We start from the raw sequence: 4154 nt of genomic DNA, 5'->3' as shown, positions 1-4154 counted from the left end.
TGGTGAGTAGTTTAACGGATTCATCCTGACCCTGAAGGGTCAGGTATTCTCCTGTATTACGTATAAGGTGTATAGGTGTTAACCTGAGTCACCTGACCCAGCTTAACACCGACACCACCACACCCGCTTTGGAGTGTATTTCTCTCCCTAGCTAACCAACATCTCTAGACAATATTTAGAAAATGTTGGTTAGCTCTCACTCTAACCACCAAAAATTCTTAGTAAACCGCAGTACAACAACAATACGCCCGCCGCCCTCCTGTTGTCTAGCCCTTCTCCCAACCACCTCCAAAGAAGAACTCCAATATATCTCTCTCAACTATAAACCCTGTATGGAAGCGCGAAAGACCGGAACGTGTCAACAACCTCGGGGTCAAGCCCCGTCCCGAGAGCTTTGCTCTCGCGGGCTCGCAAATCGAAGATTTGCGAACGAGGCTTGCCAGTGGACTTCACAAGATCTTCGATCTTGTGGATTGTGAAATCAGAGATTTCACAACTCCCGTTCTAGCCGAGTAATTCGGCAGGTGTGTAATCACCGTTCACGTTCAACGTCCCTGACTTGAGGGCCAGTTGACTGGTGGCCCATCCACCGCGAGACTTCTGCCCGCGATGAATATACCCGCAGTATCGGTTGGCAATGTTCTTCGCCGCATTGTAATCGGCGTTTGCCTCGTATTCACAGTCCTGACACGCGAACTGCTTGTCGTCTCGGTTGTCTTCGTGAGTAAACCCACAGTGCGAGCACCGCTGGCTTGTGTACGCCGGATTCACGAAGTCAACGAACAGTTCTGTGGATTCGACCTTGTACTTCACAAGTTCCACGAACTTCGCGTAGGCCCACTGCTGGAACTTCGACCCGTTCGCAATGTGTTCGCGGATGTGGTCAAGATTCTCGAAAATAATGCCGTCCACATCTGCGTTGTGGGCTTCCGCGATAAGGTCGTTCGCTCGGTTATGTAACCAGTCCAGCGACCACTCGCTGAACGCGCTTCCGATGGATTTGATGGTGAGGTGTGCTGACCGCGTTCCAGTCTGTTGCAGTTTGGCGCGGCGTTGCTCGTACTGGTCGCGCTTGTGGTTCAGATAATCAGCACTGCCGATGAACGCACCTGTGGAGGTGACGGCGAACGCGCCGGTCACGTTCAAGTCCACTCCAAGAACCACTCCGTTCTTTTCGTGGTCGTCGGGTAACTCGGCTTCTTGGCGTTCTGTGCCGTCAACCTCGTAGTCTGGATTTTTCAACGTGACGTGGAGGTAGAACGTGTCATTCTCCTCGTCGTACTGGAGTGTGGCGTTTGAGGCATCCCAGTCGTCGTTCTCGTAGTACCGACCAAACGGTGTGTCCTCACGTTCGCCTTCCGGTGGGAGAACGTAGTCAGTTTTGACTCTGCCGTTCGGTGTGGAGAGGGTCGCGTGGTCGGCGTTGAACGTCGCAGAGCGTTTGTCGTAGACGACGCTCCACGAGTCAAATTCTGGTTGACTCGTTTTCTCGCCTTTCTTCAGCTTCTCGACGCCGCCTTGGACGGCTTCGATAGCACGTCGAATTCCTTTCTGGACGAGGTTGGCGGTGAGGTCGGTTTCCTCACGCAAGTCGTTGTACAGGGCGTCTTCAGCTTTGCTCTTGCTGGTGATGCAGAGTTCGTCGTAGCGCCACGCCCACTCGCTTGTGCGGTTGGCACAGTGGAGAAATTGGGTTTTGGTTTGATGGAGGTCGCCGCGACGCTCGTCGGGTACGTCGAGTTTGATGTTGACGGTGCGTCGTGGCGCGTCATCGTCCATCGTGGTTCACATTTAGAGTTATTACCATATGAACATTTATATTATTGTGGGGGAGTCGGCCCTGCTGTTGAGCGTTGTTTGAGTCAGCGAGTGTCGGCTTCCTCCACGGGGTCAAGTGGTTCGAAACGCGAAGCGTTTCGTCATCACGGAAATCTCTGATTTCCGAACGACCCCGTGGCATCCGCCTCGAAATTCTGTGAAGGGAGACGGGCGAGCGAGAACCATTAGCTCGGAGTGTCAGGCTCAACTACCTCACTGACCATTCTTTCGAGATACCATCTAGCACCAGAAACCCAACCGTCGCGTCTCCGGTGTTGACGTGAAGTAGCCGAAAAACCAACCCCTCGGTGGACTCACGAAGGGCGAGGGATCTTCGGCTCGCGTCTGACGACGTAAGCACTGGGACAACCCACGGGCAAACCAGAGCGCAGCGAGTCAGACCGACCGAGGTAGACCACGGGTGGTATCTCACCTCGGGTACTGCCGATACGTATTTAGCTCTGTAATACAAACGAGTACACATGTCGGAGAGTCTGAAACCAGTACAGGCACGTATACCTGAGAAAGTCGAGGAGGAGCTAGACGAACTCATAGAGACGGGCGAGTACGCAAGTCGGAGTGAGGTGATCCGTGAGGCTCTCCGGAAACTACTCGCCGAGAACCGACGTGAGTCCCTACGTGAGTTAGCTGAACGCGCAGGCGTGAGTGAAGACGAGATGCTCGAAGAACTCGACGAAGTTAGACACGGATGAACTCCGGTAATAGTACTGCTTTCGTGGATACTAACGTTCTAATCTCGGGGATCTTCTTCGATGGTCTTGAAGCTGAACTCTTAGACTCACGGAGTATACATCTCGTTACAGCTGAGGTCTGTCATGATGAACTCGAAGAAGTAGCAGTACGTAAGTCAGGTACTTTCGGGATCTCCGAACAGGGAGCAGTTGAGGCTCTCGACACCGCGCTGATAGACATCGATATTATCCCCGAAGAAGAGTACGAGGATCGGTACGGTGAGGCAGTCGATGTATTAGGCGAAGGCAACGACGCTAAGGTCTTCGCCTCGGTGCTCGAAGCTAAGCCAGATTACTTCGTCACCGGTGACAAGGACTTTCACACGGATACTGTGGCTGAGAAGGTCAACGTCGTGCGTACACGGGAGGTCTTAGAAGAGATAGACTAACTGAGTTCTTCCCCTATTGTCGACGGCGTCGGTTTAGCCAAGTACGGTTCTATGCTCTGGTACGACGACCAGCCGCCTATCTCCATCATTACACGCACGGAGACGTCCTTCTCAACGAGGTGGTGTGTCGCCCAGCTACGGCGTAGATCGTGACTCGACACGTGACTCCACCGTTCGGACTCTCCCGCATCTACGAGACTCTGTGCGGCTTCACGTACCCATCGACGGATAGAGTCCACGGAGACGTCGACGTATGGTTCAGACGGTGCTATGTCTCTCTCTTTAGCGTAGTTCTCCAGCTCACGTTTCACACCTCGGGGTACGTATGCGTCTCTCGTGGCTTTCTCGCCGCCCTTAGTGTTCTTACCTCGTACTTCGAGTTCCCAGTACTCTCCGTCGTCGTTGTACTGTAGACCCCGAGGTCGAGCCGTAGGTACACCGCTGGCTCGAAGCCCGACCTTACCCATCAAGAGCACGGCTATCCTACGCTTCCAGTCTTCTTCGCGTGCCTGTCGAGATAGGAGGTCGACCTCGTCGGGATAGGATAACCAGCATTTCACCTCGTCGCCTGAGTCGTCTATACGCACCATGCACGGTTAATAAAGTTAGCGTGTAAAAAGACTGTTGGAGAGGGTGCCCCCGAGGTGAGATGTGGTATATGGTGGTCTACTTCGGGGGTTCTGTACACGGTTAGTGATACTTACCGAGTGCGGCCGAGACGGTTTTGGGTGAGAGACTTCCCGAACTCAACGAATTTCTGAGCGACATCATTGTCCGAGTTAAGTTTGACTAACTTTCCTCCTGCCATGTTACGGGATTCCACCGCTCCAATTTTTTCGAGGTCATCGATTATGTCGTATTTGTACACGGTACTACGGCTAACTCCAGCAAGACGACAGAGCTCCGAGATGCTAATATCATCCCCACGTTCGAGAACCAACACAGTGAGTATCCGTGCGCGAGGATTATCACCCAAGAAGTTTAGCATCTCTGTGTTGTCCGCAAGGTTGTCGTCGTCCACGAGTTCCATGTCCTCTTCACCCGTGTTTTGTTGGGTTTCACTCATCGTATTTACTAAATAGGGAGTGAATACATATAAATTTTGTGTAGCATAGTACACCAACCTGTCTACTAAAGAAAACAACCATTAAGTGTATGCACACTATACTACACAATATGTGATACATATGTCTGA

5 protein-coding genes are annotated in these 4154 nt (G+C 52.5%); 2 read left to right on the top strand and 3 right to left on the bottom strand.

Annotated features, from left to right (window positions below; all coding sequences use genetic code 11):
• Window positions 1-504 precede the first annotated feature (504 nt).
• A complete protein-coding gene (locus SV253_06170; protein MDY6775648.1) occupies window positions 505-1779 on the bottom strand; it encodes a transposase in 1275 nt (424 codons plus the stop codon).
• Window positions 1780-2300: 521 nt separating this feature from the next.
• Here SV253_06170 and SV253_06165 point away from each other — a divergent pair.
• Together SV253_06165 and SV253_06160 are read left to right on the top strand one after the other, a co-directional pair.
• Window positions 2301-2531 carry a ribbon-helix-helix domain-containing protein gene (locus tag SV253_06165; protein ID MDY6775647.1) on the top strand — a complete coding sequence of 77 codons (231 nt, stop codon included), beginning with the start codon at window positions 2301-2303 and terminating at the stop codon, window positions 2529-2531.
• The gene (locus SV253_06160) at window positions 2528-2959 is read left to right on the top strand and encodes a PIN domain-containing protein (GenBank protein MDY6775646.1); all 432 of its coding nucleotides are present in this window, start codon (window positions 2528-2530) and stop codon (window positions 2957-2959) included. The genes SV253_06165 and SV253_06160 overlap by 4 nt, the downstream gene beginning before the upstream one ends.
• Here SV253_06160 and SV253_06155 read toward each other — a convergent pair.
• On the bottom strand, window positions 2956-3549 hold the full coding sequence (locus tag SV253_06155; protein MDY6775645.1) for a site-specific integrase: 594 nt from the start codon (window positions 3547-3549) through the stop codon (window positions 2956-2958). The genes SV253_06160 and SV253_06155 overlap by 4 nt on opposite strands.
• 110 nt (window positions 3550-3659) lie before the next feature.
• Window positions 3660-4025 (bottom strand): winged helix-turn-helix domain-containing protein, encoded by a 366-nt coding sequence (locus SV253_06150; protein ID MDY6775644.1) that lies wholly within the window; start codon window positions 4023-4025, stop codon window positions 3660-3662.
• Window positions 4026-4154 lie beyond the last annotated feature (129 nt).

The organism is Candidatus Afararchaeum irisae (assembly GCA_034190545.1).
GTDB lineage: Archaea > Halobacteriota > Halobacteria > Halobacteriales > Afararchaeaceae > Afararchaeum > Afararchaeum irisae.
This window is presented reverse-complemented; position numbering and strand designations above follow the sequence as displayed.